This window comes from Polaribacter vadi, from assembly GCF_001761365.1.
GTDB classification, from domain to species: Bacteria; Bacteroidota; Bacteroidia; order Flavobacteriales; family Flavobacteriaceae; genus Polaribacter; species Polaribacter vadi.
Genome location: NZ_CP017477.1, coordinates 3,119,649 through 3,145,653, shown reverse-complemented (window position 1 = coordinate 3,145,653; position 26,005 = coordinate 3,119,649). Strand labels below are relative to the sequence as shown.

Sequence of the window (26,005 nt, the reverse complement as noted above, 5' to 3'; positions counted from 1 at the left end):
AAATAACATTAAATTAAATAAACTAACATTATGGCTTGGTTTAAAAGAACTGATAAAGGAATACAAACTGCAACAGAGGATAAGAAAGACACACCAAAAGGGCTGTGGTACAAAACTCCTAGTGGAAAAGTTATTGACACAGAAGAGTTAAAAAAGAACTTATATGTAAGTCCAGAAGATGGCTATCATGTAAGAATTGGTAGTAAAGAATACTTCGAATTATTTTTTGACAACAATGAGTTTAAAGAATTAAATGAAGGCTTAACGTCTAAAGATCCTTTAAAATTTGAAGACACAAAAAAATATCCAGACAGATTAAAAGCAGCACAAGAAAAAACAAAATTAAAAGATGCTGTTAGAACTGCTGTAGGTAAATCTTTAGGAAAAGACATTGTAATTGCAGCTATGGATTTTGCATTTATTGGTGGATCTATGGGTTCTGTAGTAGGAGAAAAAATTGCACGTGCAATTAATTATTCTATCGAAAATAAGATTCCATTTTTAATGGTCTCAAAATCTGGAGGAGCAAGAATGATGGAAGCATCACTTTCTTTGATGCAATTGGTAAAAACATCAGCAAAATTAGCACAATTAGCAGAAGTTAAAATTCCATATATTTCTTTATGTACAGATCCAACAACTGGAGGTACAACAGCTTCTTATGCAATGTTGGGCGATATAAATATTGCAGAACCAAATGCATTAATTGCGTTTGCTGGGCCAAGAGTTGTAAAAGATACCACAGGTAAAGAATTACCAGAAGGTTTTCAAAAATCTGAATTTGTTTTAGAACATGGTTTCTTAGATGCTATTTATGAGCGTAAAGACTTAAAAAAACAAGTAAATTTATATATTGATTTAATACAAAATATTCCAGTTAGAAAAGAGGAAGCAGTTTAGAAAATCATCAATAATTTATAAACAATTCAAAACCAACAAAAGAACTATTTTTTTGTTGGTTTTCTTTTTAAAAATAACACTATATTTGCAGCTTCAATGAAAACATCATTGAAATACATAAAAATCATTTAAATAATATTGGCATGTACTTGACTAAAGAAGTAAAGGAAGGAATCTTCGAAAAACACGGTAAAGGAAAAAACGATACTGGAACTTCAGAAGGACAAATTGCGTTATTTACGCACAGAATTAACCATTTAACTGGACACTTAAAGAAAAATCGTAAAGATTACAACACAGAGCGTTCTTTAGTAATGATGGTAGGTAAGCGTAGAAGTTTATTAGATTATTTAAAAAAATCTGATATTACAAGATATCGTGCAATTATCGCAGAATTAGGAATTAGAAAATAATTCTCACAAAAAAGAGGCTCTATAAACGTGCCTCTTTTTTATTAAAAAAATGTTTTGAAACTTGTTTCATTTCAAAAACTTGTCATTCCTGTGAAAACAGGAATCTAAAAGCAATAACTTCTTTAAGACTAACAAACTTCAAAGAAACAAAAAAATCAGAATTACCAACAATAATTCTGAATTTCCATTGGAAAAACACACAACAACTACAACACAACAACAAAAAATTAGTAATTAAAAATTTAGAATTCATTTATGATTCCAAAAGTATTTAGAGAGGTTATAGACCTTGGAGATGGAAGAACCATCTCATTAGAAACTGGTAAATTAGCCAAACAAGCTCATGGTTCAGTTGTTGTTCAAATGGGAAAAGCAATGTTGTTATGTACAGTTGTATCTAGCTATAAAGCTGGTACAGTAGACTTTTTACCCTTAACAGTAGATTATAGAGAAAAATTTGCAGCTGCAGGACGTTATCCTGGAGGATTCTTTAAAAGAGAAGCAAGACCAAGTGATGGCGAAGTTTTAACAATGCGTCTTGTAGACCGTGTTTTACGTCCATTATTCCCAAAAGATTACCATTCAGAAGTTCAAGTAATGATCCAATTAATGTCTCATGATGAAGATGTTATGCCAGATGCATTAGCAGGTTTAGCAGCATCAGCAGCTATTCAATTATCTGATTTTCCTTTCGAATGCCCAATTTCTGAAGCAAGAGTTGCTAGAGTAAATGGCGAATTCGTTATCAACCCAACAAGAGCACAATTAGCAGAATCTGACATTGATATGATGATTGGAGCTTCTGCAGATTCTGTAATGATGGTGGAAGGTGAAATGGATGAAATTTCTGAAGAAGAAATGGCAGACGCAATTAAATTTGCACACGAAGCTATTAAAGTACAATGTGCTGCACAAGTTCGTTTAGCTGAAGCTTTTGGTAAAAAAGAAACTAGAGAATATCAAGGAGAAAGAGAAGATGAAGAATTAGCAGCAAGAATACAAGACTTTTGTTATGACAAATGTTATGCAATTGCTAAAAAAGGAACTTCTAAAGCAGAACGTTCTGCAGCTTTTGATGAAGTAAAAGAAGAATTAAAAGCTTCATTTACAGAAGAAGAATTAGTTGATTATGCAGAATTAATTGGAAAATATTTCAATAAAGCTCAAAAAGCAGCAGTTAGAGAATTAACTTTAGCAGAAGGTTTACGTTTAGATGGACGTAAAACTGATGAAATTAGACCAATTTGGTGTGAGGTAGATTACTTACCATCAGTACATGGTTCATCCATCTTTACTCGTGGAGAAACACAAGCATTAGCAACTGTAACTTTAGGAACATCAAGAGATGCAAACAAAATAGATATGCCATCTTACGAAGGTGAAGAAAATTTCTATTTACATTATAACTTCCCTCCTTTTTGTACAGGTGAAGCAAGACCATTAAGAGGAACTTCTAGAAGAGAAGTTGGTCATGGTAATTTGGCTCAACGTGGTTTAAAAGGAATGATTCCTGCAGACTGCCCATATACAGTAAGAGTAGTTTCTGAAGTGTTAGAATCTAATGGTTCTTCTTCTATGGCAACTGTTTGTGCTGGTACAATGGCTTTAATGGATGCAGGTGTAAAAATGATAAGACCAGTATCTGGTATTGCAATGGGTTTAATTTCTGATGGAGACAGGTATGCAGTATTATCTGATATTCTAGGAGATGAAGATCATTTAGGTGATATGGATTTTAAAGTAACTGGAACTTCGGAAGGAATTACAGCTTGCCAAATGGATATTAAAGTAAAAGGACTTTCTTATGAGATTTTAGTGAATGCACTAAAACAAGCAAGAAGTGGTCGTTTACACATTTTAGAGAAATTGACGGATACTATTCCTTCTGCAAACGAAGAAGTTAAAGCGCATGCTCCTAAAATGATAAACAGAAGAATTCCAAATGATATGATTGGTGCATTTATTGGACCAGGAGGAAAACATATCCAAGAATTACAGAAAGAAACAGGTACAACAATTGTTATTACTGAAGATGCTGTAACTGAAGAAGGAATTATCGAAATTTTAGGAACAGATCCAGCTGGAATAGAACAAGTAATTGCTAGAATTGAATCGATGTTATTCAAGCCAGAAGTTGGTAGCGCTTACGAAGTGAAAGTCATAAAAATGTTAGATTTTGGAGCTGTAGTAGAATACGTAGAAGCACCAGGAAACGAAGTTTTATTACACGTATCTGAATTAGCTTGGGAACGTACAGAAAACGTAACCGATGTTGTAAATATGGGTGATGTTTTTGATGTGAAATACTTTGGTTTAGACCCAAGAACTCGTAAAGAAAAAGTTTCTAGAAAAGCATTGTTACCAAAACCAGAAGGTTATGTAGCAAGACCACCAAGAGACGACAAACGTTCTTCTGGAGGAAGAGACAGTAGAGGAAGTAGCAATAATCGTGGACGTGATGACAGAAAGCCAAGAGCGCCAAGAGAACCTAGAAAAGAAGAATAATTTTCTTTTTTAAGAATACAAATAAAAACCTGTTTCATTATGTGAAACAGGTTTTTTTATGGTAAAAAAATAGCTAGTATAACTAATCTATAGCCCTTCTGCCCTCTTTGTATGTTTTAACACCCGCTTTTAACAGACGCTTCATTTTTCTGGAAGGTTGGTAGTTTACATGGTACTTTTTTATATTCCTTTTTGGGGTTAAATCGTTTTCGGTATTGCTAGCAACACCAGAAAAACCCATTTTAAAACGCCCCATTTCGCCAAGGTCTACAATTTTGCCATCGGTAAGAAAAAACTCCAGTTTCATACCAAGCGCAATTAGTACAGCTCTAACATCTACCTCATGTAAACTAGACTCATTGCTTATTAGCTTAGCAATATACTCTAAATCTACAGTCCCCGTATTTACAGCCTGTAAAATATATTGTTCTTTATTATTATTTATGGAATTATTTCTTTTGGTAATTCTGTAGCGTAAAGACATATTGTATGGTTTGTTTTTTGTATCTTTAAAAATAACTTTTTTTCTACCAAAAAACACTATCGTCTTACATTATTCTACTATTTTACAAAAACTATCCTACTATATTTAAAAACATATACTACAATATTTAACAGAATATACTAGTATTTTGTTAAATAACTTACTTAAGAATGTCCTAAAACTTAAGGGAAAATGCTAAAAAACTCCCTTATGTTTTACACAATTATATCTATATTTTTAAACAACCATTATATTTAGACTTTTACTAGTTTTAGAGGTACTCTGTTAGCTTAATTTTTAATATTAATTATATCTACAACAGAAATTTACCTAATAATTAAATATCAACTCCTACATTTTGTTTCTAAAAAAAGCTAAATACTTAATGCCTTACAACTATTATGATAAAGTAAATAAAAAAGACTCAAAATATTTAATTTATTTTTACTACTTTTAAGTGCTATTGAAAACGTATGAAAAAGTATCCTACAATTTATTTAGAACAACAAGTTCATCGCAATTCATCTAAACTATTAATTAAATTTAAATTTGATAATGGTCTCATTTCTATCATAAGAAGTATTAGTGGCGCTACATGGAGTAAAACTTTAGCAGCTTGGCACGTAGAAAACACTAAAGAGAATTACGATAAAGTTATTACAACTTTTAAAGGAATAACAATTATTAACTCTAGCAAAATTAGCAAAACAATACCATTTAAAAGAAAGTTAACAAACGAACAAAAAACGATTTTAAATAATTTTTACTTGTATTTAAAAGGTAAAAGATACAGTAAAAGTACCATACAGACGTATACTTTTTTTGTTGCTGATTTTGTAAATTTTCATACAAAGACACCTTTAGAAGAACTTACCAACAGGAGTGTTGAGTTATTTATTGAAAAAGTTTTTATAGAAAGAGAGTATTCTGTTAGCACTCAAAGACAATTTATAAGTGCCTTAAAGATTTTTATTATTTTTTGTCCAAAAACAAAAATTAATGATCTGGTATTAGAACGACCTAAAAAATCTAGAAAATTGCCCAATGTTTTATCTCAAGAAGAAGTTTTACGCATTGTGCAGGTTACTAAAAACTTAAAACATAGAGCTATTATTGTTTTGTTGTATTCATCAGGATTGCGCATTGGAGAAATTACTAGTTTACAATTAAAGAATATTGATATTGAGCGAAAACAAGTAAAAATAGAAAGTGGAAAAGGACGTAAAGATCGTTTTGTTGTATTGGCTTCGTCATTTTTACCTCTTTTACTGAATTATTTAACCACATACACACCGAAAGTTTATTTTATAGAAGGATTAGAAGGACATCGATATTCAGAAAGTAGTATTCGTAAATTTTTAGGTAAGAGTGTTATTTTAGCTAAGGTTTTAAAAAGAGTAACTCCGCATACATTACGACATAGTTATGCAACTCATTTACTGGAAAATGGTGTTGGGTTAAGACATATTCAGGAGTTATTAGGTCATGCAAAACCAGAGACTACGATGATTTATACACATGTTGCCAAGAAAGATTTATTAGATATTACGAGTCCATTAGATACTATTTTATTAACTTTAAACCAAAATAATAAAGAAGAACAAAACTTCCTATTATCCGGAAATAATACGATATAAAAAGGACCTTTGTTCTCCATATAACCAGTTGTATTTAATATCGATAGACTTTTGGAATTTTCAATACACTTTGTCGAATTTTCAAGCGTTTATAGTGCAGAATTTTAAAGGTTTTGACTTAGGATTTTTGAAAATCAAACTGTACGATTGAAATCGTTGAGAGTTCACTCTCAAAACATTGAAACGTTTTACAGTTTGAAGATAGTTAAAAAAAACGAGAAAGTCAAGTATTCTGTTAATTATCTGGCCTTTAACTTGAATATTCTTTCACTCTAAGACGTTCCATATAAAACGCATATAAAACATATTAGAGTAAAAAAGTGAATTGAAAAGCGTTCTATTGTAGCGTCTTCGAGACTCCGTATTTTCATCTATTTGCTAGACCTGTCAGTGATGATATCTTTTAGATGATCCTCGAAACTATTCATATGATGGATTATGGAAAATACTAAACACAACAGCCCATATAAAAAATAGCTGCTTGAGTTATTATTTAAAAAATTTAAGTATTTTTAAGAACCAATAGAATATCTATAAAATCATAGCTTTAAAAACGCTACTTTTCATATAGGTACTAGTTGGCAACAAGCAAGAGTGAACACAATTTATAAATGGCTAGAAATAGGAAAAAAAAAGATTTAGACTGGTTGTTTAAAAATTATTTGGAATTCTTTGAAGAATTTGGAATGAATAAGTACAACATTGTTTCATATTTTCAGACTTGGAAAAAAGATAGACCTGAAATTATTGAAGACTACTTATGGTTTATTTTTAATCACTTGTTGAATGAAAATGCTAAACAATCAGAAAATTATATTGACCTTTTAAAAAGAAATGACAGAATATACTCTGAAATGCTTCATTTTAGAAGAAAGTTTGAGCAAAAAAAAGCGAATGAAATTCAAAAATTATATAACGAAAATAAAGTGAATTTAGATTTAGAATCTAATCTTCATTCAAATTTAGAAATGGAATTTATTATTATTGGTACAAATGATTGTGAAGAAAGCAAAAAAATATCTGAAAAGACTATCACAATAAAACAAGCAATTGAGAACAAAACTATACCTTACGAAAAATGCACAAGAAAACAAGGTTGTGTTTGTTTAATGGGCTTAAAACCTAAAAGAGACGAAAAAGGAAATTTAATTTGGAAAAAAAATGAATAAACTAAAAATAAACTTTGTAATTATAATTGGACTTATATCTTGTTGGAACATATCAGGTCAAATAACAGACACTTTGAATTTTAAAGTAACTGAAAATAGTTTAATATGGAATAAAGTTTACAATCAAGAAAATGATAAACTTTTAACCTATTTCAAAAAAACTGTAATAAGTAATCTGAAAACAGACAATTTACAAGAAGTGGAAAATAGATTATCGTTTGAAATAAGAGAAGACAATGTTAACACAAAAAAATATGGGGGAACTTGGGGAAATACCTTAATACCATTAAAATATCCTTTACACTATTTAGTCCTAATAGACTTTAAAGAAAATAAATATCGAGTAACAGTAAAATCAATAAAAGCAAATTATGGAATGCAACTAGGTTTTGTTGAGTTTAGTGATGTTGTTGTTCGTAAAGAACAAATAAAAAACAAAAAAATTATCATCAGAGGTTTAGGCTTTTTGAATCAACACTTTTCTGAAAAATTTACAATTACTGAAAAAAAAGACGATTGGTAGCATTTGAAAAAAGCCAGTTGCCAACACCGTACAAAATTAATTGCTTGCTTCCAGCTTACTTACGAAAATCCTCGCGGATTTTCTATTCGGTTTTTATTTGCTAAATTAGTTGTTTAAACCACGCAACTAATCTTATACGAGACCGTTGTATTTAATATCGATAGACTTTTGGAATTTTCAATACACTTTGTCGAATTTTCAAGCGTTTATAGTGCAGAATTTTAAAGGTTTTGACTTAGGATTTTTGAAAATCAAACTGTACGATTGAAATCGTTGAGAGTTCACTCTCAAAACATTGAAACGTTTTACAGTTTGAAGATAGTTAAAAAAAACGAGAAAGTCAAGTATTCTGTTAATTATCTGGCCTTTAACTTGAATATTCTTTCACTCTAAGACGTTCCATATAAAACGCATATAAAACATATTAGAGTAAAAAAGTGAATTGAAAAGCGTTCTATTGTAGCGTCTTCGAGACTCCGTATTTTCATCTATTTGCTAGACCTGTCAGTGATGATATCTTTTAGATGATCCTCGAAACTATTCATATGATGGATTATGGAAAATACTAAACACAACAGCCCATATAAAAAATAGCTGCTTGAGTTATTATTTAAAAAATTTAAGTATTTTTAAGAACCAATAGAATATCTATAAAATCATAGCTTTAAAAACGCTACTTTTCATATAGGTACTAGTTGTATTTAATATCGATAGACTTTTGGAATTTTCAATACACTTTGTCGAATTTTCAAGCGTTTATAGTGCAGAATTTTAAAGGTTTTGACTTAGGATTTTTGAAAATCAAACTGTACGATTGAAATCGTTGAGAGTTCACTCTCAAAACATTGAAACGTTTTACAGTTTGAAGATAGTTAAAAAAAACGAGAAAGTCAAGTATTCTGTTAATTATCTGGCCTTTAACTTGAATATTCTTTCACTCTAAGACGTTCCATATAAAACGCATATAAAACATATTAGAGTAAAAAAGTGAATTGAAAAGCGTTCTATTGTAGCGTCTTCGAGACTCCGTATTTTCATCTATTTGCTAGACCTGTCAGTGATGATATCTTTTAGATGATCCTCGAAACTATTCATATGATGGATTATGGAAAATACTAAACACAACAGCCCATATAAAAAATAGCTGCTTGAGTTATTATTTAAAAAATTTAAGTATTTTTAAGAACCAATAGAATATCTATAAAATCATAGCTTTAAAAACGCTACTTTTCATATAGGTACTAGTTGGCAATAATTAAAACCAAATGAGAAACCTATTGATTTTATTAATGTTTTTTACTTTCAACGAACTTATTTCCCAAGAAATAATCGGAATGAAAGAAGTTTACATTGAGAATAATTTGGTTTATAAAAACGCAACTGACGAACTCTATTCTGGAATTGCTCAAAGCAAACGAACAAATGGACATTTAGTTTATGAAGAGGAATATAAAAATGGTATTATTCTGTCGAGTAATTTATATTATAATGGAAAAGAAATAAGAGTTTCCAATAAAACGATTTATAATCCGAATAGACCATTAGTTCTTTCAAAAGAAATTAAGTACCGTTTAAATGGTGAAATTTATGAAACTATAACCTATAATGACGATGGAATCAAAATTCTTGTAGAACAATTTGAAAATGGGAATTTGATTTATAGTTGTCAATATTTAGGAAAAAAGAAACACGGACTTCAGTTGGGTTATGGAGAAAACGGAGAGAAAATGACTTATCGATGTGAATTTATTAACGGAAAGAAAAACGGAACGGAATATTGCCTGAATGACGACGGAACTGAAACCAAAAAGGAATATCGAAACGGAAAGAAAATAAAATAACTATTGCCAACACCGTGTATAATTAATTGCTTTGGCAAGTGCTTATTTGGAAAATTCCTTCGGAATTTTCTCGCGTTCGTTTTTGTTTACTAAATTAGTTGCTTAACCACGCAACTAACCATACACCTAACGTTGCCACACATTTGAAAATAAGAACATTGAGAAAAATTCACTTACTGACTTTACTGTCAATTATTTTATTTAATTGCCAAAATAAAACGGAATTGAGAACTGATTTACAGCCAATTTATTCAGATTCGAAAAACGCTTTACAAGGAAACAATCTGTATGGAAAAGTTAAAAAAATTGAATATTACAAAACAACTTTTCAGAACACAGAAAATGAGGATAAACCTATTCTGAACAAAATAGAAGAATATACCGATTTTGGGGAATTGAAAAAAGTAGAATACTTCGATAATTATGGAGAAATTACACAAACCAATGTTATTGATTATAACAAAAACCAAGAGTTCATAAAAAGTGTTTCTATTAACAAATTAAACGAATCGAATATTGTTCAAATTTCGAAATATGATACTATCAAAAACACGAGTGAATTGAGTGTTTTCGTTAATGATACAATTGACCATAAAACAACTTTTTATTATGGAAAAAATGATTATCAAATAAAACGAATTTCTGTTAAAGGAAATGATACGACTGTAGTAAACAGCGAACAAACCTTTAATGATAATAATAAACTTGTACTTGCAACTCAAAAAGAAAAAGGAAATGACAAATCAGCAATAACTATTCGCAACAAGTATGACGACAACGACAATTTAATTGAGTCTTCACATAAGACAGAATGGGTTGAAATGATAAGCGAAACTGAATGGAAAAACGGACGAATTTCTAAACAAACTTCTTATACAATATCAGCCGATTTAAAAAAGCATTTAAATAATGTTACAGAGTTTGACATACTTTACAATGTAATCAACTCAAAAGAATATGAAGATTCAAAATTACATCGTGAATTGAAATTTGACTATGAATTTGATGAAAATGGGAATTGGATTAAGAAAAATGTATCAATGAAAGAACATTTTAATAATTCAAAGGAATTCATTCCAATTTATGTTGATTCAAGAAAAATAAGTTATTGGAAATAAAAAACGTGTGGCAACAAGGTATATAATCCATTGCTAGTTCTAGCCTACTTACGAATATTCCTTCGGAATATTCTATTCGGTTTTTATTTGCTAAATTAGTTGCTTACACACGCAACGTATCATATACAAAACCGTTGTATTTAATATCGATAGACTTTTGGAATTTTCAATACACTTTGTCGAATTTTCAAGCGTTTATAGTGCAGAATTTTAAAGGTTTTGACTTAGGATTTTTGAAAATCAAACTGTACGATTGAAATCGTTGAGAGTTCACTCTCAAAACATTGAAACGTTTTACAGTTTGAAGATAGTTAAAAAAAACGAGAAAGTCAAGTATTCTGTTAATTATCTGGCCTTTAACTTGAATATTCTTTCACTCTAAGACGTTCCATATAAAACGCATATAAAACATATTAGAGTAAAAAAGTGAATTGAAAAGCGTTCTATTGTAGCGTCTTCGAGACTCCGTATTTTCATCTATTTGCTAGACCTGTCAGTGATGATATCTTTTAGATGATCCTCGAAACTATTCATATGATGGATTATGGAAAATACTAAACACAACAGCCCATATAAAAAATAGCTGCTTGAGTTATTATTTAAAAAATTTAAGTATTTTTAAGAACCAATAGAATATCTATAAAATCATAGCTTTAAAAACGCTACTTTTCATATAGGTACTAGTTGTAACACATTTGACCAAATCAATAAAATGCAGGAATTTAAAGATTGGAAAGAGTTTATTAACCAAATTTTAATTGACAGTGGACAATTTGAAAATCCAATAACTGAATTCAAAGGAGAAGCGGAAATTGAGACATTTAAATCGACTGACAAAAATTCTTTGACTGAAATTCGATTTGGATATTTAAAAGAAAATTTACTTATCTATTTGCATATTTTCAATCCGACTGTTCCTGGTTATAACAAATATGTAGAAGGAGAATATTTTTATCAATACCAATTTAACGAACCTGCTGAATATGGAAATCCTGCATTGGAATTTAATGAGCGAAATAGAAACGGAATTCTCTCAATACTCAAAAGCGGATTAAAAGGAAAAGAAGTTCAATTCGTGAAAAATAACAAAATCCTGAAATCCAAACTATATATTGCGGAATCTGACTCGAACTTTAACTATTCATATAACTTTACAAAAAGAGGTTTTTGGAATAAAATATTCGGACAAAAGATTGACAAAATGGACGGAATTGAAAAAAGAGAAATAGAACTGAATGAAATATTTAGCGGAATAAAAAACGTGTTACAACAACGTGTATAAAAAATTGCTAAATTAGTGCTTAAACAAAGGTAGTTGCATTTTTGTTACGTCTGATTTTCCTGCGGAAAATCCTCGCATACAAAACCGCAACTTTCCATACACAAGACCGTTGGCAACAAGCAAAAATCAGCACGTTGAAAAATAATAACCTTGAAAAAAATTAAAACGAAATCTATAATAATTACAATAATTCTGCATTCATTTATAATTCTTGGAGTTGGTCACGGAATTGGAATAATGGGAATTATAGATATCGCAAGTATTCCAAATTTAATTGACGATTATGGATTTACTTTGAGTGGAGAATTCAACGATAAAATTATGTCAATTGGATTTATCTCACTAATTGGAAAAGTATTTTTAATTATAAGTATTTTTCTAAAACCTGAATTCTATAAACGAATACTTGAAATTGCTGGAATTTTACTTTTGTGGACTTCAGTCTATTTTCTATCATCTGGAAATTGGAGTCATAATTCTGTTTACGAAATAGCTTTTTGGACAAGTATTCCATTTTTAATTTCATCTTTAAATTCTATTTTTCTAATATTTAGAAAATATCAAAAAATGAATTAAAATGTTAGAAAAATCAATCGAACAATTAGAAAAGAATTATTGGAAAAAAGAATCTGAATTTCCAACTAATTTAATTGAGAAATGCTTTGAATATAGAAAAATCAAACTTTCTGAATTGACAGTTGAACAAATTAGACTTATGATTTCCCAAAAAATCGGAATTGAGTTTTTAATTGGAATTGCATTAAAAAAACTTGAGCTGAATATATTAGCAGAAGGGAATTTATATGAAGGAGATTTATTAGATTCTGTTTTAAAAATACCAACTGAATTTTGGAAAAAAATAAAGAGAAAATTAAAATAGAATTAGTAGAAAAAGAACTTGAACGAATTGAAAAAAGAATAAAAGCCAGTTGCCAACACCTTGTATAATTTATTGCTTGCAAATTGCTTACTTACGAAAATCCTCGCGGATTTTCTTGGTTCGTGTTTTATTCATTAACTTTAGTGCTTAAATCCGCAACAAACCATACAAAAACACGTTGTACGCAATATAACCACACCAACTTTATGTCGAACATCATTTATAAATATCTACCTTCTGAAAGAATAACATATTTAGAAAATGAATTATTGAGATTTACGCAACCTGGAGATTTAAATGACCCTTTTGAATGTCTTCCTGTTTATCCGACAGTTGAAGAAACAATAGAAATTATTAATAAAGTTTCAAAAATGGAAATTGATAGTTTAAAGAAAATGAAACTATCTAAAAGTGAGCGAATAGATTATAAAAACAAATTAATAAGGAAATATAAAACTATTATAACTGATATAAAAAAGGACAGTCCTAAAAATTTAAGAAAAGATTTTTATAAAGACTCGAATATTAACATTAATTCTAAACTTGGAATTTTCTCTTTATCTCGCAGATGGAATAGCACTCTTATGTGGTCACACTATACTAATTCTCATAAAGGTTTTTGTGTTGGATTTGACAGAACAGCAGATTTTTTTATGCGAGATTCTAAATCAATTGACCCAAACTATATTTTTCAACCAGTCATTTACGATGAAAACAGAATTAAAATACCAATTGAAAGAGGAGTGAAAATTAATCCGAACGTGCTTCTAACGAAATCATTAGATTGGAAATATGAAGAAGAAGAAAGAGTTTTAGCTTCATTAGATAAATCGGATAAGCGAATAAAAAATGAACCTTTTGACATTTTTCTATTTAGAGTCCCACATAAAATAATAAAAGAAATAGTTACTGGTGCAAATATTTCGAAAAATGACTATGAGAAAATAAACCAATTTTGCATTGAAAATAATATAGAATTATATGAAAGCAAAATAAGCGACACGAAATTCAATATGAATAGAAAAAAAAGAAAATAAATACTGCGTACAACAACGTGTATAATCAATTGCTAGTCTGTGTGTACTCGGAAAATCCTACGGATTTTCCTCTGGTTCGTTTTCTTTTAGTAACTTAGTTCCTGCCAACGCAACTAACCATACACAACACGTTGTATTTAATATCGATAGACTTTTGGAATTTTCAATACACTTTGTCGAATTTTCAAGCGTTTATAGTGCAGAATTTTAAAGGTTTTGACTTAGGATTTTTGAAAATCAAACTGTACGATTGAAATCGTTGAGAGTTCACTCTCAAAACATTGAAACGTTTTACAGTTTGAAGATAGTTAAAAAAAACGAGAAAGTCAAGTATTCTGTTAATTATCTGGCCTTTAACTTGAATATTCTTTCACTCTAAGACGTTCCATATAAAACGCATATAAAACATATTAGAGTAAAAAAGTGAATTGAAAAGCGTTCTATTGTAGCGTCTTCGAGACTCCGTATTTTCATCTATTTGCTAGACCTGTCAGTGATGATATCTTTTAGATGATCCTCGAAACTATTCATATGATGGATTATGGAAAATACTAAACACAACAGCCCATATAAAAAATAGCTGCTTGAGTTATTATTTAAAAAATTTAAGTATTTTTAAGAACCAATAGAATATCTATAAAATCATAGCTTTAAAAACGCTACTTTTCATATAGGTACTAGTTGTAAGCAATTAAAATCAGAATCCGATTAATTTTTCGAACTAACAAAAGAAAAAAGATTCTAAAACTTGAAAAACCATAATTAACTGAATATAAATAATAAAATTTGACTTTTGTCGAGAATGAATGAACAAAACCTGGAATAAAACATATAAAATACTTGGAATAATTAATCTAATTTTTGGTTTGATTATTATTTATAAAATTTTTGAATTTACGCAAAGTCAAATTTCCCATATGGAAAAACTATCTGAACAAAGTGGATTTCCAAAATATGATATTTCTTTGATTGATTTGCTTTTACATAATAGTAATCGGTTTCCCTTCATAATAGGAATTTTATTTATTACATCTGGAATTTTAATTGTCTTGAAGAAAAAAATTGGCTGGAATTTAAGCTATATTAGTTGGATTATAACAGCTTTGATTTTAATTCCAATAACAATTTATGGAATTCGAGATGTAACTGTGACAGTAATTGGGTCAGAATATTGGATCCAAATCTATAGTGGAATTGGACTTATTTTGAGTTTAACTTTTATCGTTTTTCTTTCATTAAAACCAATAAGAATTATGAATAATATAAATAAGCAATCTTGGCTTTTAAGTATTGGAATATTTTTTTTAATTTACTTGACAAGAATGATTTAAAAAAACTGCTTACAACACCGTGTAAAAAAAATTGCTAGTAAAAGCCTACTTACGAAAATCCTCACGGATTTTCTTGGTTCGTGTTTTATTTACTAACTTTATTGCTTAAACAACGCAACTTTTCCTACACAAACACGTTATGGGGCATAAATAAAACTCACAGAAGGAATACTAAAGAAAAAATATGAAAAGGATAATACAACTATTTGCAACTCTTTTGATTTCAGTAAATATTGTTGCTCAACTGGATAAACCTTTACAAGCTATTCTATCCAAAGATATTAATATAACTATTGATTCTGTAGACTTCTATCAGCCAGTATTGGAGCTAGAAATTTTAGATATAAAAAAGTTTACACCCGAACAAATAGAAACACCAGAGAAAGCGATTCAGTTGTTTACTTCCTTCACTACATATGAAGTCGGCCATGCATTAATATCAGATGATTATTATGATGGTTTTCCTAGTGAAAGAACTTTGGAAAACAGAAATAAAAAAGAATTTAGAGAGAATCTTTTTCTAGATATTTATTACACATTGTACTTTGTATATAAAGGACAAAATCATGCTTCTATTTGTATGGGGACTTATGGAGATAGTTCAATCACTTCATACATTACGGTCATAACCTTAAAAGATTGTGAAGGAAAATGGCTGTTGGCTAATGATAGGAATATATCAAGACTTGAATCAATTGAAGACTTAAAACCTAATTATGCTATAAGCTTACTTTTAGGAAAAAATCTACCAGCAAATAGTTCATACAGTGAACTATTTTCAATTGTCATTAAAAATGGTGTACTTGATTTTATTGAACTAGAATCTCAAATGCCTAAAATAGTTTTCATCAAAAACCCTAACGACAAAGATTTAAAATTTGAGACACTTTTAACTCAAAGTTCTATTCAAATACATAAATGAACAAAATACGCCCCATAACAATGTGTATAGTGCATAAGGGTTTCAGAGGTTTTCGAGCGGCAACACCCGCATCAACTTTGGGTGGTAACTTGATAAATTTGAAGCCCGCAATCCCTTACGACACCATACACTCAACGTTGGGCATAATTTGAGAAAAACTACGAGATTGGAGAATACAGAGAAGAAAAATCAACATTACATTCCAAAATTTCTTTTAAGATATTTTTCTTATCAAGACAATCAAAACCAAATCGGAGTTTTTAATAAAAAAAGCAAATATTTTAAACGAGATTCTAAACTAAAAACTCAAGCATCGAAAAAATTTTTCTATGGAAAAGATGGATTAATAGAAGATTGGCTTGGAGAAATTGAATCAATAGTAGCACCTATCTTTTCAAAGATAAAAAATGAGCAAGTTCTACCAAAATATATGTCAACAGACCAAGTTGATATGCTGTTCTTTTTAATTCTTTTGGATTTGAGAAATCCTAATAGAAAAACTCATTTTCAAAATAGTACTAAATTAATTAAAGAACATTTACTTTCTAAAGGAGCTGATAAAAATTCGGATATTATCAAACAGATTGAAGATTCTGAAAAGCAGGACGTGAGTTTTCAAAGAATGATAATAAAATCCAGAAGATTAATTTCGCATTGTATGGACTTACAATATAAATTAATCAGAAACTCATCTGAAAAACCATTTATAACATCAGACAATCCTCTTGTGAAATACAACCAATTTTTAGAAAAGAGAAAATGGCGACACGGAAGTCACAATGGTTTTGGCTCATTAGGAGCACAATGGATGATTCCATTAAATGCCGAATATTTATTGTTTTTCTATGACGAAAACATTTACAAAGCTGGAAATAGAAAAGAAAAAATTGTCGAAATTAATGATGTAAAAAGCATAGACCAGCTGAACATATTACAGTATTTAAATTCAACTAATAACATTTTCTTTAATCATAAAACTACAAAAGAATATGCTGAATATATTGCCAATTCAGCTAGTAAATATCAAAAACCGAATGAAAGCTATAAAGAGGTCTATACACCTGAAAAAAGTGATAAAGAAAATGAAGAATTAATATTTCTCGGAATAACAGATTTAAAAATTAATTTATCATTACAGAAAGTAAATATGCATTCTAAATCTCAACGCCTGAAATTGGATGACAAAATTGTTCAATTAAGACCAAAAGTAATTGAAGTAAGAGAATACGAAAGAAAAAAAACTATGCCCAACAACGTATAAAAATAATGCGTAGTTTAGTGCTTAATCAAGAGTTCGTGCAATTTTGTTACGTCTGATTTTCCTTCGGAAAATCCTCGCACACAAAACCGCACTATTCTTATACAAGACCGTTGTATTTAATATCGATAGACTTTTGGAATTTTCAATACACTTTGTCGAATTTTCAAGCGTTTATAGTGCAGAATTTTAAAGGTTTTGACTTAGGATTTTTGAAAATCAAACTGTACGATTGAAATCGTTGAGAGTTCACTCTCAAAACATTGAAACGTTTTACAGTTTGAAGATAGTTAAAAAAAACGAGAAAGTCAAGTATTCTGTTAATTATCTGGCCTTTAACTTGAATATTCTTTCACTCTAAGACGTTCCATATAAAACGCATATAAAACATATTAGAGTAAAAAAGTGAATTGAAAAGCGTTCTATTGTAGCGTCTTCGAGACTCCGTATTTTCATCTATTTGCTAGACCTGTCAGTGATGATATCTTTTAGATGATCCTCGAAACTATTCATATGATGGATTATGGAAAATACTAAACACAACAGCCCATATAAAAAATAGCTGCTTGAGTTATTATTTAAAAAATTTAAGTATTTTTAAGAACCAATAGAATATCTATAAAATCATAGCTTTAAAAACGCTACTTTTCATATAGGTACTAGTTACCTGCAAGCTGAAAAAAATGCCAAATTTAACTTACATAATAGTTCTGATGTTTTCTCAAGTATTTGCATTTGGACAAAATTTGAACGGAACTTATTCGTGGAGCGGAGAAGTGAAAGGACCTAAATCGGATTATGGAACTGTTGTAATAGAAATAACATCGGATTCCACATATACACAAACGGATTTAATCGGTTATAAGTCGGATTTTAAAAATAATGAAAATCAAATTGAACAAATAGTCCATAAAGGAAAAATAAAAAAGGATGGCGGATTTTACATTCTGACTGAAATTGGAAACCGAAAGAATTGGATGATGGTCAAAATTCGGAGCAAAAAATTAATCGTTTATGGTTATGAATTAAAAAAGAATGGAAAAATGAAAAAAGTGAGAGGTATTGAATTAAAAAAAGCCAGCAGGTAACAATATATAACCGCAATTACGGCGGATTCGACTACGTCCGAATCCACTCGGAATTGCTAACGCCAGTGCTTAACCGAAAATTAACGCATATTAACCCGTAACTGACGGTTATACGAGACCGTTGGCAACAAGCAAAAATCGAAAATAATTGAAGAGAAGAATTTACATTATAATCTTGACTTTACTCTTCATTGGAATTCCATTATTTGAATTTATGGCTTTTAATTCAAAAGTTAGTCTAAAATACGAAACAAACGAATTGAATAACTGTATTTCACTTACATCTGGAATTGACTTGTGCAAAGCGATTAAAAAATTTCACATTTTAGCTATTATTTGCGGAATTTCTTTCATCGGAATTTTAATTTATAAAAAACGAATTTTAAAGTAATTGAAAAAAATAATCAAAATAGTAGCTGTTGGAATTCTATTTCTGTCAACAAATTGCGGAATTAAAGAAACGGAATTTAATAAGCAAAAATGGAATGATCAAACAGATGGTTTTTATGAAAATCGTAAGAATATGGTAAAAGACCTTTTGAAGAATCATTTAACAAAAGGAATGAAATATTCACAACTAACTGAATTAATTGGAGAACCTGAAAATTATGCAAATTTAAAAGATAACACAGTCGCTTATAGAATTATGGAAAATTATGGTTGGAATATTGACCCAATTGAGACAAAAATTCTAAAAATTGAATTGACAAAAGATTCTTTAGTGAAAAAGTATAAAATTGAACATTGGAAAAATTAAAGCCAGTTGCCAACACCGTATAAACTTTATTGCTGGTTTTGGCTCACTTAGGAAATTCCTCCGGAATTTCGCCGTTCGTGTTTTATTTACTAAATTCACTGCTTAAACAACGCAACAAAGCTTATACAACAACGTTAGCAGCAAAACCAAGAAAATGACTTTATCAGATTATATTAATGAAATCGAATTTGCAGCTTCAAATGTTTTGGAGGCTATCTGGACAGATAACAAACGAGCTGAAAAATTAAAAACTGAAATTGAACAAGAAGCAAAAATAGTAGAAAACGAATATCAGAGAGCTATTGCTTTACAAAATTACGCTGAAGACCCAGATGATGTTATGCTTGGAGTTGGAATGTATTGGGATAATTACTTTGGTGCAGACAAAGATGTTTATCACAAGAATGAAAAACTGACTGATTTACAGCAACGATTAACTGCTCACGAATTTTCAATTATTTCTTTATGCGGAAATTTATTAGAACACGCAAAGAAAGGATTATCTATTGTTTACGGAAACCCGAAAAAATGGCCTTGTGGTAGAAAAATAGGAAATCAATGTTTGAGTGAAATTATTATACAATCAAGAAATCAATCTGCTCATATTGACGAAGCAATAAAAAAGGGGAAATTTAGAAATAATAAAATTGATAATTGTTTTGAGCTTTTAAAAAATGATATTAACGAAATTTTTTCCGATTATACCAAACGAGATATGGCATTTGAGATAATCAAAATATTAGGCTGGACTGATTTTAATTCTTTTAAAACGGATTTAGAATTATTAGTATAAGTTCAGCTGCTAACACCGTATATAATTTATTGCTAGTTCTAGCCTACTTACGAAAATCCTCGCGGATTTTGAACTGCCCCCAAAAAGTTAGACACTATTTGAGGGTATTTTTATGGGGAGAAAAGTCAAGTATACTTACGAATTTAAACTTCGCTGTGTAAAGCAAGTTTTAAATAATCACCAAACAGTTGAAGATGTTTCTAAGCTACAAGGTTGTCATCATACTACCCTGCATGATTGGATTCGATTTTATGAAAAATATGGTAAAAAGGCCTTATTACCTAGAGAAACTAAAGTTTACAGCATACCTTTTAAAATTAAAGTTTTAGAAGCTATTGACAAGGATTCATTATCTTTCAGTCAAGCGTGTTTAGAGTTTAATATTCCTACCAAATCTGTAATTATGAAATGGCAACGTAATTATAAAAAAGAGGGTATTATAGGCTTAAACCATAAACCTAGAGGTAAACCAAAATCTATGCAATTTAAAAGAGCTAAAAAGAAGTCTAATAAACCTTTAACAAGAGAAGAGCAACTTTTATTAGAAAATGAATCATTACGTGCAGAACTAGACTTGCTAAAAAAGTTACAGGCCTTAATTCAACAAGAGCAAAACAAAAAGCAGAAGCCATAACAGAATTAAGGCATAAGTATGATTTAGATATTTTATTATATCATACAAACATGGCAAGAAGTAGTTATTATTATCATCAAAAAAGAAGTCTTTTAGTTGATAAATATAAAGAGACAAAACTGTTGATTCATCAAATATACCATCATCACAAAGGAAGATTGGGCTATAGAAGAATCACTTTAGAAATCAATAAAAGAGACACTTTAATAAATCATAAAACAGTACTCAAGTTAATGCGTGAATTAGGGTTGAAAAGTTTAGTCAGAGCTAAAAGATACAAGTCTTATAAAGGACATATAGGAGAAACAGCTCCTAATATATTACAACGCAATTTTAAAGCTATTAGACCAAATAAAAAGTGGGCTACCGATATTACTGAGTTTAAAATCTTAGGAAATAAATTATATTTATCTCCAATAATTGATCTATTTAATAGGGAAATAATAAGTTATCAATTATCTGAAAAACCTGATTTTAAACAAGTAGCTATAATGTTGAAAAAGTCTTTTAAAAAGATACCTGATCAAACAAATTTAATATTACATTCAGATCAGGGATGGCAATATCAAATGAGACAGTATCAAAGATTATTAAAAGAGAAAGGCATTACTCAGAGTATGTCTCGAAAAGGAAATTGTTTAGACAATGCTGTGATAGAAAACTTCTTTGGTATTCTGAAATCTGAGTTGTTTTATCTAAATAAATACAACTCAATATCTCAATTAAAAAAGGATATTAAAGAATATATAAAATATTACAATAACGAGAGAATTAAAGGAAATTTAAATGGGATGAGTCCGACTGAATATCGAAATCATTATTATCAAAATTAATTATAAATTTGTCTAAACTTTTGGGTGCACTTCATTTTCTATTTGGTTTGTATTTGCTAAATTAGGTGCTTGAAACACGCAACAAACCATATACAACAACGTTGGGCTTAATACGAAAGAATGTGCATAAAAAAGCAAACATTTTACTTCAATTCGAAATAGACACTATTGAATTCTATTTTCAAAATTCGCATTTATATTTTCAAAACTTGATACAAAAGAAATCATTGATTGATAAAAACGAGCCTTTCAGTGAAATGGATAAAGTAATTGGATCATTCCAATACTTTCGCCGATCTATACTCTATGAATTAAATGCTATGATAGAACACTGGTTATTAATTGCTTCGTCTCCCTATGGCGAATTTTTTGACAACAAAAATTTAAAACGTACTAGAACTAATTCAATTAGTATTATTGAAAAAAAGTATTCATTAGAATTGAAAAACATGCAAGGTTATGATGAAGTAGAGATTATAAAGAATTCTGTAAACGGATTAAAGCACAGAGGTGGATTTAATTTTACCGATTATTCTTTAGGTATACCTGAATTTAGGAGCATTAACGATGACATAGAACATATAAAAAAATTAAAAAATCAGTCTACAGTTTTCATAATAGAATTAATAAATACAATAATTAACATTGAACATAAGTACTAAGCCCAACAAAGTACTGTGGTAAAAAACAAGTAAAAACTCATTAATTTTTCACTAAAATACTTTTATAGTTATTATCATAGATTAATCCTGATTTAGCAATTGTAAAAACTTGTTTTAGTAGCTTATTACATACTGCTTTTAATACCAGTTTTTTTTACTCTTTCCTTTGGCAACAATTCGATCATAAATTGCTTTGCAAGCTTTGTTATATTAACAAGCCTTAAAACAGCACATAAATAGTAGGTTCATTAGTTTTTGTTTTCCTATTTCACTAATTCTTGGGCGTATATAAAAATAGACATCCCGAAATAATTTTAATAATTACTCAATACGCAAACCAAAATATATTTTAAAAATGATACTAAAATCGTTACTATAAGTTGGCGATTTTTTTATGCTTTTTTGTTTCTTTGTAATCCATAAAATAAACTTTACAAACTTCAACAGTTTTAAGGTTTTCTAATCGACATCTTAATTGAATATTCAAAGAACTACATATTTATCATTAGGTACAAACCAAGGCAATAAATTGGAAAACCTACAAAATGCAATTGATTTAATTGCTGATAAAGTTGGTTCTATTTTAAAAGTGTCTTCTGTTTACAAAACGGCTTCTTGGGGTTTTGATAGCGATGATTTCTTTAATATTTGTATTAAAGTAACGACCATTCATCCACCAGAAAAATTAATGCAACTCCTTTTACATATTGAAAAAGCATTAGGTAGACAAAGAAAAGATACTAAAGCATATGCTGATAGAAATATTGATATTGATATTTTACTTATTGAAGATCAAGTTATCTTTTCTAAAAATTTAATTGTGCCACATTCAAAAATGTTGGAGCGTAAGTTTGTATTAGTTCCTTTGGCTGAAATTGCAAGTGCTGTAATTCATCCCATAGAAAAAAAAGAATTGGCTGTTTGTTTGCTAAATTGTACTGATGCTTCAGAAATTTCTTTGGTGAATGAAAAACTAAAAAGACCAATTCCTATAACTGAAAAGTATAATTATATTGCTATTGAAGGGAATATTGGTGCAGGAAAAACATCGTTAGCAAATTTAGTTTCAGAAGAGTTTAATGCAAAATTGATTTTAGAACGTTTTGCAGACAATCCTTTTTTACCAAAATTTTACGAAGATAAAGAGCGTTATGCATTTCCTTTAGAAATGAGTTTTCTGGCAGATCGTTATCAACAATTGTCTGATGATTTAGCTCAATTAGATTTGTTTAAAAACTTTGTGGTTTCTGATTATTATATTTTTAAATCGTTAATTTTTGCTCAAATTACATTGCAGAAAGAAGAATATAAATTGTACAGGAAAATGTTCGATTTAATGTATAAAGAAATTACAAAACCCGATTTATATGTGTATTTGTATCAAAACACAGATCGTCTTTTAGAGAATATTAAAAATCGTGGTAGAGATTATGAGCAAAATATTCAACCAGATTATTTGCAAAAAATTCACGATGGTTATAAAAGTTTTATAAGCACACAGCAAAACTTGAACGCCTTAATTATTGATGTTTCAGAAATTGATTTTGTTCACAATCCAGAGGATTATGAAGATGTTATTAATCAAATAAAAAAGGCGTAAAAATTTATTTTTTAAGTTCTAATTTTTCTGCAAAATAATCACAAAAATCTTTCATTGTTGCTCCCATTTTTGCATCATCTGTAGCTCTCTCAAAAGATTCTGCCATAGAAACTAAGGTTTGATGATAAAACTGTTTCATTTCATCTACAGGCATATCTTTGGTCCACAAATCCATACGTAAGGTATCTTTTTTCTTGTGATCCCAAACAGAAATCATCACTGCTTTAGAGGGTTCTTGATTAATTCCACCATCAATTGCACTCCAAGAAATTTCTTCTGGAACTTTATTTTCGTCTAAACCAATTTTAAATTTTACTTCTGAATTATGCTTTACTGACATTACTTTTTCGGTTTGTATTTAGATTTTTTGAAGATTTCCTCTTCTTCCATTTTTAATAATTCTTGCAAAGATACATCATTATGTTTCATGAAAGAATTCACAATTTGCCAACCCATCCAAACTCCAATTCTTCCTGGAGAAAGATCATCTTGATTCATATAAAATTTAGAAAAAGGTGCAATTTCTATAAATCTTTGATTCAACTTTGTATCTGTACTAAATAAAATTTTTCGGTCTATAAAATACATCCAAACTTCTTCTTCATTTGCTTTTGCCCAGTTTAATTTATCTTCTGAATATCCTATTTTTTGCCTTTCAGAAACTTCTGGTAAATACGCATCTAACAAATACATCTTTTTCCCTTCGAATATTATTTTTGAAATAAAATTTCTGTTCGTATTTGAGTACAATTGTTTTTCTATAATAGCATTTGCAACATCTACAATAATATGTTCTTGTGTATTATTTTCTTTAATATAGGCTGGATAATCTCCATAAAAAGGATGATTTTTTTCAAGATAAACATCCAACGAAATTAGCAATAAACTATCAGCATAAATAACTCTACTCTCATAATCGATATTACTTAATATCGTTACTACATTGGGTTCTTTAAACTTTGGATTGTAATATTTTACATGTTTAAAAAGTGACGTTAATTGTTCTTCTTCCTTCGAAAAATCTTGATATATTTTTTGTGATTCAGCAAATAATTCTTGCTCTTCAGGATCATTAATTTTTGCAAATGATAAACTGTCTGTAAATACTTCTGGAAACAAATATGGATATTTTAGCTTTACAGATGGCAAGGTTTGTTTGTTTGCATTGTAAAAATCTACATCATATCTGTTGATAGAAAAATCGACATTTATTTTGGAAACATCAATTTTAGGTTTATTTTTATCAGAACAAGAAAAAATTAGACATAAAACAATTAATACAGCAAAAGGAAATCTCATAATATTTGTATCTTAGTAACTCAGTTTAAGAACGATAAAAATACTAAAATAGTTTATAAATGAACACCGAAAAAGTATCTGAATATATTATAAATTGGTTAAAAGAATATGCAACAAAAGCCAATGTAAATGGTTTTGTTGTAGGTGTTTCTGGTGGAATTGATTCTGCCTTAACCTCTACTTTATGCGCAAAAACAGGTTTAAAAACGTTGTGTGTAGAAATGCCAATTCATCAAGCAGCAAGCCAAGTATCTAGAGCTAAAGAGCATATTAAACAACTAAAAAACCGTTTTGAAAATGTGAGCGAAGTTAGAGTTGATTTAACTGCCACTTTTGAAAATTTTAAAAGTGAAGTTCCTGTTGTTGAAGATACAGCAAAAGTTGACTTATCTTTAGCAAACACAAGAGCTCGTTTAAGAATGACGAGTTTATATTATTTGGCAGGCATCCATGGTTTATTGGTTGCAGGAACAGGAAATAAAGTTGAAGATTTTGGCGTTGGTTTTTACACAAAATATGGTGATGGAGGTGTAGATTTAAGCCCAATTGCAGATTTAATGAAATCTGAAGTGTACGAATTAGCTGCGTATTTAGGGGTTCCAAATTCGATTCAAAAAGCGGCTCCTACAGATGGTTTGTTTGGTGATAGCAGAACAGATGAAGACCAAATTGGCGCTTCTTATGATGAGTTAGAATGGGCAATGAAAAAGCAAAATGAAGGTAAAACTGCTGATGAATTTTCTGGACGAAATTTAGAAGTTTTTAAAATTTATACAAGATTAAATCGAATAAATCAACATAAAATGGTGCCCATTCCTGTTTGTGAAATTCCTGACGAATTACAATAAATTTGCAGCAACCATCGATTTTTTTATTCTTAAGTACGCTTTTTTTTTAGTGCTTCTATAAATTTCTATGGGCAATAGTATAAAAAGAACTATAATCTTTATGATATTTAAAATTTGTGTCATTTTAAGTTGTTGTCTATTTATTAGACGCTATTTTAAATAAATGTCACATTTAATAATTATAATTTTAC

At 29.3% G+C, this 26,005-nt stretch carries 26 protein-coding genes and 1 pseudogene; 23 read left to right on the top strand and 4 right to left on the bottom strand.

The window, feature by feature from the left end; genetic code table 11:
* Nucleotides 1-30: 30 nt before the first annotated feature.
* From accD to LPB03_RS13600, 3 genes are all read left to right on the top strand, one after another.
* A complete protein-coding gene (gene accD / locus LPB03_RS13610; protein WP_065320592.1) occupies nucleotides 31-900 on the top strand; it encodes an acetyl-CoA carboxylase, carboxyltransferase subunit beta in 870 nt (289 codons plus the stop codon).
* A gap of 143 nt (nucleotides 901-1,043) precedes the next feature.
* Entirely contained in the window at nucleotides 1,044-1,313 is a 270-nt protein-coding gene (gene rpsO, locus LPB03_RS13605; protein ID WP_026775718.1) for a 30S ribosomal protein S15, read from the top strand.
* Between the two features lie 255 nt (nucleotides 1,314-1,568).
* On the top strand, nucleotides 1,569-3,818 hold the full coding sequence (locus LPB03_RS13600; protein ID WP_065320593.1) for a polyribonucleotide nucleotidyltransferase: 2,250 nt from the start codon (nucleotides 1,569-1,571) through the stop codon (nucleotides 3,816-3,818).
* An 82-nt stretch (nucleotides 3,819-3,900) separates the two neighbouring features.
* Here the strand turns inward: LPB03_RS13600 and LPB03_RS13595 are convergent, their stop codons facing one another.
* Nucleotides 3,901-4,302, bottom strand: a complete 402-nt coding sequence (locus tag LPB03_RS13595) for an HU family DNA-binding protein (protein ID WP_065320597.1) — start codon at nucleotides 4,300-4,302, stop codon at nucleotides 3,901-3,903.
* 473 nt (nucleotides 4,303-4,775) lie between these two features.
* Here LPB03_RS13595 and LPB03_RS13590 point away from each other — a divergent pair, with 473 nt between their 5' ends.
* The 18 genes from LPB03_RS13590 to LPB03_RS16675 all read left to right on the top strand — a co-directional run bounded on the left by LPB03_RS13590 (nucleotide 4,776) and on the right by LPB03_RS16675 (nucleotide 22,067).
* Nucleotides 4,776-5,939, top strand: a complete 1,164-nt coding sequence (locus LPB03_RS13590) for a tyrosine-type recombinase/integrase (protein WP_065320594.1) — start codon at nucleotides 4,776-4,778, stop codon at nucleotides 5,937-5,939.
* Nucleotides 5,940-6,550: 611 nt separating this feature from the next.
* Entirely contained in the window at nucleotides 6,551-7,108 is a 558-nt protein-coding gene (locus LPB03_RS13585) for a hypothetical protein (protein WP_065317940.1), read from the top strand.
* Nucleotides 7,101-7,631: a hypothetical protein gene (locus LPB03_RS13580; RefSeq protein WP_065317939.1), complete on the top strand. Its 531-nt coding sequence runs from the start codon at nucleotides 7,101-7,103 to the stop codon at nucleotides 7,629-7,631. The genes LPB03_RS13585 and LPB03_RS13580 overlap by 8 nt, the downstream gene beginning before the upstream one ends.
* 1,334 nt (nucleotides 7,632-8,965) lie before the next feature.
* The gene (locus LPB03_RS13575; protein WP_139058925.1) at nucleotides 8,966-9,472 is read left to right on the top strand and encodes a toxin-antitoxin system YwqK family antitoxin; all 507 of its coding nucleotides are present in this window, start codon (nucleotides 8,966-8,968) and stop codon (nucleotides 9,470-9,472) included.
* A 158-nt stretch (nucleotides 9,473-9,630) separates the two neighbouring features.
* Nucleotides 9,631-10,590 (top strand): hypothetical protein, encoded by a 960-nt coding sequence (locus tag LPB03_RS13570; protein WP_139058926.1) that lies wholly within the window; start codon nucleotides 9,631-9,633, stop codon nucleotides 10,588-10,590.
* Nucleotides 10,591-11,302: 712 nt separating this feature from the next.
* Nucleotides 11,303-11,872, top strand: coding sequence for a hypothetical protein (locus tag LPB03_RS13565; protein ID WP_070239025.1), 570 nt, complete (start codon nucleotides 11,303-11,305; stop codon nucleotides 11,870-11,872).
* A 150-nt stretch (nucleotides 11,873-12,022) separates the two neighbouring features.
* A complete protein-coding gene (locus LPB03_RS13560) occupies nucleotides 12,023-12,448 on the top strand; it encodes a hypothetical protein (RefSeq protein WP_065318103.1) in 426 nt (141 codons plus the stop codon).
* A 1-nt stretch (nucleotide 12,449) separates the two neighbouring features.
* On the top strand, nucleotides 12,450-12,752 hold the full coding sequence (locus tag LPB03_RS13555; protein WP_065318104.1) for a contact-dependent growth inhibition system immunity protein: 303 nt from the start codon (nucleotides 12,450-12,452) through the stop codon (nucleotides 12,750-12,752).
* 206 nt (nucleotides 12,753-12,958) lie between these two features.
* Nucleotides 12,959-13,789, top strand: coding sequence for a DUF2971 domain-containing protein (locus LPB03_RS13550; protein ID WP_065318105.1), 831 nt, complete (start codon nucleotides 12,959-12,961; stop codon nucleotides 13,787-13,789).
* Between the two features lie 917 nt (nucleotides 13,790-14,706).
* A complete protein-coding gene (locus LPB03_RS13545) occupies nucleotides 14,707-15,120 on the top strand; it encodes a hypothetical protein (protein ID WP_157579364.1) in 414 nt (137 codons plus the stop codon).
* A 184-nt stretch (nucleotides 15,121-15,304) separates the two neighbouring features.
* Complete coding sequence (locus tag LPB03_RS13540) at nucleotides 15,305-16,042, top strand: hypothetical protein (RefSeq protein WP_139058920.1); 738 nt, start codon at nucleotides 15,305-15,307, stop codon at nucleotides 16,040-16,042.
* A gap of 166 nt (nucleotides 16,043-16,208) precedes the next feature.
* Nucleotides 16,209-17,303, top strand: coding sequence for a DUF4238 domain-containing protein (locus tag LPB03_RS13535; RefSeq protein ID WP_065317946.1), 1,095 nt, complete (start codon nucleotides 16,209-16,211; stop codon nucleotides 17,301-17,303).
* 680 nt (nucleotides 17,304-17,983) lie between these two features.
* Nucleotides 17,984-18,388, top strand: a complete 405-nt coding sequence (locus tag LPB03_RS13530; protein WP_065317945.1) for a hypothetical protein — start codon at nucleotides 17,984-17,986, stop codon at nucleotides 18,386-18,388.
* Between the two features lie 391 nt (nucleotides 18,389-18,779).
* Complete coding sequence (locus tag LPB03_RS13525; protein ID WP_065317944.1) at nucleotides 18,780-19,145, top strand: hypothetical protein; 366 nt, start codon at nucleotides 18,780-18,782, stop codon at nucleotides 19,143-19,145.
* 154 nt (nucleotides 19,146-19,299) lie between these two features.
* Nucleotides 19,300-19,938, top strand: coding sequence for a hypothetical protein (locus LPB03_RS13520; RefSeq protein WP_065317943.1), 639 nt, complete (start codon nucleotides 19,300-19,302; stop codon nucleotides 19,936-19,938).
* Nucleotides 19,939-20,050: 112 nt separating this feature from the next.
* Entirely contained in the window at nucleotides 20,051-20,572 is a 522-nt protein-coding gene (locus LPB03_RS13515) for a helix-turn-helix domain-containing protein (RefSeq protein ID WP_065317941.1), read from the top strand.
* Nucleotides 20,491-21,405 carry an IS3 family transposase gene (locus LPB03_RS13510; protein WP_139058919.1) on the top strand — a complete coding sequence of 305 codons (915 nt, stop codon included), beginning with the start codon at nucleotides 20,491-20,493 and terminating at the stop codon, nucleotides 21,403-21,405. Before LPB03_RS13515 ends, LPB03_RS13510 begins: the two co-directional genes overlap by 82 nt.
* Nucleotides 21,406-21,725: 320 nt before the next feature.
* Nucleotides 21,726-22,067 (top strand): hypothetical protein, encoded by a 342-nt coding sequence (locus tag LPB03_RS16675; protein WP_139058998.1) that lies wholly within the window; start codon nucleotides 21,726-21,728, stop codon nucleotides 22,065-22,067.
* A gap of 40 nt (nucleotides 22,068-22,107) precedes the next feature.
* On the opposite strand, the pseudogene LPB03_RS16860 reads toward LPB03_RS16675, so the two are convergent.
* Nucleotides 22,108-22,352 (bottom strand): annotated as a pseudogene (locus LPB03_RS16860) (IS110 family transposase); the annotation flags it as partial.
* A gap of 190 nt (nucleotides 22,353-22,542) precedes the next feature.
* On the opposite strand from LPB03_RS16860, the gene folK reads away from it, so the two are divergent.
* On the top strand, nucleotides 22,543-23,667 hold the full coding sequence (gene folK, locus LPB03_RS13500) for a 2-amino-4-hydroxy-6-hydroxymethyldihydropteridine diphosphokinase (RefSeq protein WP_065320179.1): 1,125 nt from the start codon (nucleotides 22,543-22,545) through the stop codon (nucleotides 23,665-23,667).
* Nucleotides 23,668-23,671: 4 nt separating this feature from the next.
* On the opposite strand, the gene gldC is transcribed toward folK, so the two are convergent.
* Together gldC and gldB are read right to left on the bottom strand one after the other, a co-directional pair.
* Nucleotides 23,672-24,007 (bottom strand): gliding motility protein GldC, encoded by a 336-nt coding sequence (gldC, locus tag LPB03_RS13495; RefSeq protein ID WP_065320178.1) that lies wholly within the window; start codon nucleotides 24,005-24,007, stop codon nucleotides 23,672-23,674.
* Nucleotides 24,007-24,966, bottom strand: coding sequence for a gliding motility lipoprotein GldB (gene gldB / locus LPB03_RS13490; protein WP_065320177.1), 960 nt, complete (start codon nucleotides 24,964-24,966; stop codon nucleotides 24,007-24,009). The genes gldC and gldB overlap by 1 nt, the downstream gene beginning before the upstream one ends.
* A 59-nt stretch (nucleotides 24,967-25,025) precedes the next feature.
* Here gldB and nadE point away from each other — a divergent pair, with 59 nt between their 5' ends.
* Nucleotides 25,026-25,814: an NAD(+) synthase gene (gene nadE, locus LPB03_RS13485; RefSeq protein ID WP_065320176.1), complete on the top strand. Its 789-nt coding sequence runs from the start codon at nucleotides 25,026-25,028 to the stop codon at nucleotides 25,812-25,814.
* The last annotated feature ends 191 nt before the right edge of the window (nucleotides 25,815-26,005 follow it).